The sequence below is a fragment of the Tunicatimonas sp. genome (assembly GCF_049647865.1).
In the GTDB taxonomy this organism is placed as follows: domain Bacteria; phylum Bacteroidota; class Bacteroidia; order Cytophagales; family Cyclobacteriaceae; genus Tunicatimonas.
Genome location: NZ_JBARYM010000603.1, coordinates 1 through 5,618, shown reverse-complemented (window position 1 = coordinate 5,618; position 5,618 = coordinate 1). Strand labels below are relative to the sequence as shown.

Below are 5,618 nucleotides of genomic sequence, written 5' to 3'. Positions count from 1 at the left end.
CCCCCCGAACTTTGACCAAGTATTACTTCCTGGCTTCTCCTTCCGGTTGCAATGGAGTTAAGTGTAAAAGCTTACCGTTCTTCTCGTCCGTGATCACGTAAATGGTGCCGTCAGCCGCTTGTTCTATATCACGGGCGCGTACTGTTAGTGGAATGCGCTCCACTTCTTCGGCTTGGTCACCGTTGATCTGCACTCGTACTATACCACTCGCAGTTAAACCGCCTATTAGGGCGGTGCCTTGCCATTCCGGATAGGTTTCTCCGGTATAGAATATCATTCCTGAGGGAGAAATAGTGGGAGTCCAGTGGATAGCGGCATCCGCAAACTCCGGGCGGGTGGTAGGCTCCGGAATGCTGGCTCCATCGTAGTCGCTACCCCAGCTTACTACGGGCCATCCGTAGTTTTTTCCAGCGGCTGGTTGATTAAATTCATCTCCGCCCATTGGTCCCATTTCCGCTACCCATAGTTTATCCGTAGCCGGATCAATAGCCGCACTTATAATATTTCGGTGACCGTACGACCAAATTTCCTCCAGAGCATCTTTCTGACCTATAAACGGATTATCTTCAGGAACGCTACCATCAAGATTTAGGCGCACCACAGTACCAAGATGATTGGTCAGGTCCTGAGCTGGGTCAAACTTGAACCTTTCGCCCAGCGACAGAAAAATTTGTCCTTGAGGAGTAAATGCAATCCGCCCGCCAAAATGTTTGGCGCCAGACACTTTATCTTTTTGCCGAAAGATTACCTTAAAATCTTCAATTCGGTTATCTACCATCTTGCCCCGGCCCAAGGCGGTAGAAGCTGTGCTATCTTCTCCGGGTTCGGCAAAGGAAAGGTATACCATTTGGTTCGTATCAAAATTTGGATCGAGGGCTACATCGAGCAATCCTCCTTGGCCGGTATTAAATACTTCGGGTACGCCTTCTACTGGCTCAGATAGAGTGCTATCATTATTTAGTATTCTAAGATGGCCGCTTCTTTCAGTAATTAGCAGGCGTTCGTCGGGCAACTGGGCAATGCCCCAGGGGTGGTTAAGGCTATCGACTATTTTATTTACCTTAATAGCACCAGCATCGGTTACGACTTGTCCCTTCTGACCGTAGGCATAGCTCATCAGCAGGGTAAACGTAAGTATTGCTAATCCTCTAAATAGTTGTCCTTTGTTGGTTCCTATATTCATCACAAAAAAGTTTAGTTCTGAAGGTTCAACTCAGGCAGCGAAAACGTGTTTATTTTATACAGGCATTTAGTAATAAATAACCACGATAGCCAGCATTTTCTACTAGTAAATTCTCAGAAAGCACCAGTGTGGAGTGATATGCGTATTGATCTGAAGAAGAAATCAGTTGCTGACCCCTTTGGTCCAGACTTCATGCATGGGTTCGCCCTTGCTGTTTAATCCTTTATGGTACCAATCATCGCCAGTACGGCTATACTGAAATGAGAGAGAAGCACCCACCCGATTATCGTCGCGAGAGAAAAACGCAATATTCTCAGTGTACTTGCCTTCGGTAGCATCGTAGGTTCCACCACCTGTACCCATAAATTCTTTAGTATCATAATTAAAGGCTGCCCACTGGAAGCGACTGCCCGACAGGATTTTGATCGTCATCCGGGTACCTGCCCTCCGTCGTTCGCCCTCGTTGCCGTCTTCATCTACCCGGGTAGCAAACCGCCACACACCGGCAAGCGGGGTGTCTTCTTCTTCCAGGCGTTCCCATACCTGAGTACCGTTAGGCGTATTCTTCAGCGTAAGCTGATTATTAGACACTTGAGCTGAATAAGTTATTGGGCTACGCACCTGGGAAGCATCTTCGGTAAAGAAATCGTAGAGAATATTTAGTTCACCGTCTTCTAAAACGTACCCCCCGCCACCCGCACTAATAAAGCTACCATCGGATTGATACTGACCGAACATAAAATAACCCTCTTGCAGAATTGCTACCATTTCGGTACCCACCAGTGACTGACCGCCAACATTAGTCAGCTTCCAACTGCCGTCTAGCGAAGTTTGCGCCCGTACCGAGACAGCAGTGGTTAGAAAAATTATCAGGTAGCACGATAGTAAAGTTTTCATAGAATTCTAGGTTAGTTATCAGTGAAAACTATCGAATGCTAATAAGGTTCAACCAGATAGTAAGCTGCTAAGCGTATTACTACCGGCAATGGTGAATGATATAGGTAACCACTCCCCAAAGTTGTATAGGCTTCTTTTGGGTAGTCGCAGATAATTCATAAGATAGTGAGTACTGCTGGGTATCATAAGCTGAAGCTTGCATGAGTTGAAATTTATCGTCTTCGAGAGCAATAACTAAGTCGTTAGCTTCCGCTGAAAGATTGCGGTCAACAACCAGCAGATCTCCGTCGTGAATGTTCATCGACCGCATGCTTTCTCCTTCCACTTTAATAAAGTAACAAGAAGGCGAGTGCGATAGCACATATTCAGTTAGATTAAGGTTCTGAGCGAAAATATTGCCCGATAGCAACGGTAACTTTTGTAATTGAATGGCTGGTTCAGATAAAGATTCACGTGTCATGGCTGATAAAGATTGGTTCGTTAAGACAAATATATATCTTTTAAAAGAAAAATATACTTAATTTAAGTATAAAATCTTCATAACTTCTTTTTCAATGATTCGCGAATGTAAGTCTTCGCTTTATGTCGGCAACTTTTGCTTTTCGCTTAGAAACCTCCAGTACCGTCGGGGTACATGCTGGAGGTGTAGTTTATCGTTTCGTCGCTCAGGAATATTAACATGCTGGAAGTAGGTCTGCCATAATTGCTGATAATCCTTTTCGGTTTCAGTAAGCGCTTGGGGGGGCAACTGTTTCGGCAAAGCTGAATCCAGGGTAATGAAGCGAGATTCGTGCGGCTCATAATAGAGACCGTAACTTCGCTTGGTATCATAGATCAACCAGCGAAAAGCCGGATAACGTTGGGTGAAATGCGGAGGTAGTAGCGGTAACACATTAAAATCAGGATTGATGAGAGCGGCATATAAACCATCTTGCGTTTGCTGAAAACGAACAAAGGCGTGCATCCGATGCACTTCCCGGTGAATCTGTTTCTGAATGCGGTGACTCTGTAGTATGATCGGTTCTCGGAAGTTTTCTAATACATTTTCTGAACTACTCACCGCTAACTTCACCAGTCGGTAGATAAGCATTTCTACCTGGGGCTGTTCAGATAGAAAAATATGATATAGCATAGTTACTACCTTCGGACCACAGTGTTGAGTTAACTTCTTTTTGACACGTTGGCTATACTCAGGATTAACAGGCACGAACATAGGTTTGCCAAAAAGTCCAGGTTGAAAAGTAGATTCTTCAGCAATTTCTTCTACCGATTTTGAGCGATAACTTTCAAAAATGACTGATAGTAAGCCGTCAAATGATCCATCGTAGGTAAACACCATACTATCCAAACAAAGTAAGCTGCGAGGAATGCTTTCGGGAACGCTCGTTTAAAATCCGTTGCTTCAAATGCTCGGGATGAAAACCCAGCCAGCGAAAATCTGGGTCGGCGGTGGTTAAGAAATAGCGCGCCCGTTTCCACACAATACCGATTTTTTTAAGGTGCTCAGCTCGTAGCTTACCAAAGCGTCGGGCCTGTACCAGCTTTTGAGCTGACTTAACCCCTATTCCTGGAATCCGCAGAATCAGTTCGTAAGGAGCGGTATTCACATCTACCGGAAACTGCTCAGGATGCCGTAGGGCGTAGCCTAATTTAGGATCTACCTCCTGATCCAGATCAGGATTTTGTTCATCTATCAGTTCGTGCACATCAAATCCGTAGCTGCGCAACAGCCAATCAGCCTGATACAAGCGATTTTCGCGCACCAGCGGCGGACTGTGTAGCACCGGCAAGCGCTGGTCATTGCTAATGGGCACATAGCCGGAGTAGTATACTCGCCGCAATTTCTGCTGCTGGTACAGACTATCGGCTAGGTGCAGAATATGGTAATCACTTTCAGGAGTGGCTCCTACCACTAGTTGGGTGCTTTGCCCCCCCGGAGCAAACGTAGGCGATGAGCGTAGTGCTTTCTTCTCTTCTTTATAACCAGTGATAGATTCGGTAAGAAAGTTCATCGGCTGGTAAGCCGAAGCATAATCTTTCTCGGGGGCTACCTTCTTCAAACTTTCTTCAGAAGGAATCTCCAAGTTTACACTCAGTCGGTCAGCGTATAAACCCGCCTCGTGAATTAACTCATCACTCGCCCCCGGAATAGCTTTCAAGTGAATGTAGCCATTGAATTTATGTTCGGTACGTAGCTTCTTAGCAACTCGCACCAGTCGCTCCATCGTATAGTCCGCATTTTTGAAAATCCCAGAGCTAAGGAACAATCCTTCGATATAGTTTCGCTTATAAAAGTTAATTGTTAAGTCAACCACTTCCTGCACGGTGAATGCAGCCCGCTTAATATCGTTGGAGCGGCGACTCACGCAATAAGCACAATCAAAGATGCAGTAGTTGGTCAACAGAATTTTCAGCAGCGAAACACAACGACCATCCTGCGTATAGGTATGGCAGATTCCCATCCCTCGGGAGTTACCTAGTCCATCTTTCGTGTTTTTTCGGTTGCTACCACTAGAAGCACAACTTACATCGTATTTGGCGGCATCAGCCAGAATAGCTAGTTTCTCAGTCACGGGTTGAGGCATATTCTTAAAACAAGAATGTTAAGGTAAGTGTTCCTAAAAGGTCGTTTATATTCGGGGTTACAAAACGGCTATTTTGAACGACGTTTACACTAATCAAGCTACCAAACCGGCAGAGGCTAAAGATAAAGGTGCACTTCTTATAAGAATAGCTAATAGAGCCTGTTCATAAAAATAGCTTTAATATGTGTAACTCTTATTTGTAATAAATTAAACAAAAATGACATTCAATTGGTAATTCTACTATCACCTAACATTGATTAATCTATGAATACTTTAACAACTAGCGCGCCCGATTACCCTAAGAAAATGCTTAAGAAACCATTCTTTGATTTAACCTTAGAAATGTTGAACTGCGTACGCGATCATGACTTTGATCGTCTATCGCAAATTTGTGACGACGACTACGGAATTGTAGATATTAATACCGAAGGTGGGTCTGAGATTATTCGCGACCGAGCCGGATGGGAAAAATGGTTTTCGGGATTGTTTAAGACATTAGATCAGATGCAAGCGAAAACTTGGTCTGAAGTTACCAACTACGAAGCTGAGCAGACTAGCGAGATGGGCTACAGCGTAGTAGATTTTGACCAAATGTTTGTGGTAGGAGAAAAGCAAATGCAGTTCTCGGTTATTGCTACTATTATCTGGAAAAAAGTAGGAGAAGAGTGGAAAGAAGCTCGCTACCATAGCTCACTTATCGAGGTAAAAGAGCTAAACAGCTAGTTGACTAAGTGGTTTGTCTAGCAAAAGAAAAGCACCACAAATTTGTGGTGCTTTTCTATATATGATATGGTCAAAAGTTAAGCGGTAACAGTACTTCGCTCGTTATAACCAGTTGGCGTACCACTTTTGCTAGCACCCATGGCTGTGGCGTATACCACTAAACCAAACCCAATTTTATTTACTGCATCTCCTACATTGTAAATTAGGTCCATAGCAGATGTATCTATACC

6 protein-coding genes are annotated in these 5,618 nt (G+C 44.3%); 1 reads left to right on the top strand and 5 read right to left on the bottom strand.

From position 1 onward, the window contains the following. Positions 1–22: 22 nt before the first annotated feature. The 5 genes from WBA23_RS17700 to WBA23_RS17680 form a co-directional block, all read right to left on the bottom strand. Complete coding sequence (locus tag WBA23_RS17700) at positions 23–1,183, bottom strand: PQQ-dependent sugar dehydrogenase (protein ID WP_424583616.1); 1,161 nt, start codon at positions 1,181–1,183, stop codon at positions 23–25. A 162-nt stretch (positions 1,184–1,345) separates the two neighbouring features. Further along, positions 1,346–2,080, bottom strand: a complete 735-nt coding sequence (locus WBA23_RS17695) for a hypothetical protein (protein ID WP_424583615.1) — start codon at positions 2,078–2,080, stop codon at positions 1,346–1,348. Positions 2,081–2,159: 79 nt separating this feature from the next. Next, positions 2,160–2,540 carry a LexA family protein gene (locus WBA23_RS17690; RefSeq protein WP_424583614.1) on the bottom strand — a complete coding sequence of 127 codons (381 nt, stop codon included), beginning with the start codon at positions 2,538–2,540 and terminating at the stop codon, positions 2,160–2,162. A 120-nt stretch (positions 2,541–2,660) separates the two neighbouring features. Next, a complete protein-coding gene (locus tag WBA23_RS17685; protein WP_424583613.1) occupies positions 2,661–3,419 on the bottom strand; it encodes a TIGR03915 family putative DNA repair protein in 759 nt (252 codons plus the stop codon). A gap of 1 nt (position 3,420) precedes the next feature. After that, a complete protein-coding gene (locus tag WBA23_RS17680; RefSeq protein WP_424583612.1) occupies positions 3,421–4,665 on the bottom strand; it encodes a putative DNA modification/repair radical SAM protein in 1,245 nt (414 codons plus the stop codon). Positions 4,666–4,929: 264 nt separating this feature from the next. On the opposite strand from WBA23_RS17680, the gene WBA23_RS17675 reads away from it, so the two are divergent. After that, positions 4,930–5,388: a nuclear transport factor 2 family protein gene (locus tag WBA23_RS17675; protein WP_424583611.1), complete on the top strand. Its 459-nt coding sequence runs from the start codon at positions 4,930–4,932 to the stop codon at positions 5,386–5,388. Positions 5,389–5,618: the final 230 nt, after the last annotated feature.